Raw genomic sequence first — 1424 nt, forward strand, 5'->3', positions numbered from 1 at the left:
TAAGCCTCGTTATTTAATGGGAGTAGGGAAGCCTGAAGACTTGGTTGAGTCTGTTCGTCGCGGTATCGATATGTTTGACTGCGTAATGCCGACAAGAAATGCTCGCAACGGCCATTTGTTTACTTCAACGGGTGTTATCAAGATAAGAAATTCAGCTCATAAAGAAGACCCATCTCCGCTCGATGAACAATGTGACTGCTATACCTGTAAGAACTTTAGTCGTAGCTATCTTCATCATTTAGATAAGTGTAAAGAGATGCTAGGCGCGCAACTCAACACAATTCATAACCTAAGATATTATCAGAACTTAATGAGTGGATTGCGTCAGGCCATCGAACAAGGTAAATTGTCGGCCTTTGTTGATACCTTCTATGCCCAAAGAGGCGAAACAACACCAGAATTAACAGCTGGCGCAGCAGAATAAAGTGTTGCTCAGTTAAAAAATTTTACTGCTAACTATTAGAACTAAACAAGGGGAACCCTTAATGAAATTAATCGCTAAAATTGGTCTGTTTCTGACTTTCTGCATGTACTCTGCGCTTAGCCTGGCTGAAGGCGCGCCTGTTTCACCTCAAGGCCCAAGTGCAATGATGCAGTTGGTATTCTTTGGTGGCTTTATCCTGATTTTTTACTTCTTGATGTGGAGGCCACAGTCAAAGCGTGCCAAAGAGCATAGAAATCTGGTTTCTGAATTAAGCAAAGGTGACGAGATTGTGACGAATGGCGGTATCGCTGGTAAGGTCACAAAAGTTTCAGAAGAGTTTGTTAAGGTTGAAGTTTCTGAGGGTGTTGAAATGAACATTCAGAAAGTAGCAGTTGCCTCAGCATTACCAAAAGGCACCTTAAAAGGTATCTAAATCAGTGTTAGTCGCTCACAAAGGGTGAGCGACTAGGCTAATCGAGATGTTTTTACGTTTGTTTAGGCTTTGTTCGCGTAACAGGGTCTGCGTCGTGATATAACACCTGCACACTCAATTACTTTGAATAATACCGAAAGGATCTGGAGCTAAGATGCTCAATACATACCCCGCGTGGAAATATATTCTCATACTGATCACCCTGGCATTGGGTGCAGTGTACTCATTACCTAATCTCTATCCTGATGACTTTGCTGTGCAGGTGACCGGAACGCAAAGCTCGCTAAAAGCAGACGATGCTCTACAGAAGCGGGTCGTTAGCGTATTAGAGAAAAATAATGTTGTTGTTAAGCATGCGGAGTTAAATGGTAATAACCTTTTGGTTCGTTTCTATGACAACGAAGCTCAATTATCTGCAAAAGAAGTCCTAAGCGATGTTTTGGGTAGTGATTATATTGCGGCGCTAAATATGGCACCAAGCACACCTGATTGGCTTAAGTCTATGGGTGCTGGACCTATGAAACTTGGTCTAGATTTGCGAGGTGGTGTTCACTTCTTACTCGAAGT

The 1424-nt window shown here is 42.5% G+C and carries 2 protein-coding genes and 1 pseudogene; all 3 read left to right on the forward strand.

From position 1 onward, the window contains the following. On the forward strand, positions 1–424 hold a 424-nt coding region (locus A3756_RS24395), incomplete at its 5' end, for a tRNA guanosine(34) transglycosylase Tgt (protein WP_156490743.1). A 163-nt stretch (positions 425–587) separates the two neighbouring features. After that, positions 588–857, forward strand: coding sequence for a preprotein translocase subunit YajC (gene yajC / locus A3756_RS24400; protein ID WP_231872197.1), 270 nt, complete (start codon positions 588–590; stop codon positions 855–857). A gap of 154 nt (positions 858–1011) precedes the next feature. Next, positions 1012–1424 (forward strand): annotated as a pseudogene (gene secD / locus A3756_RS24405) (protein translocase subunit SecD); the annotation flags it as partial.

It is taken from the genome of Oleiphilus sp. HI0086 (genome assembly GCF_001635225.1).

What these genes read in the sequence shown, in the direction of transcription:
- yajC (WP_231872197.1), top strand. Translation starts at nt 588, where the DNA reads ATGATGCAGTTGGTATTCTTTGGTGGCTTTATCCTGATTTTTTACTTC.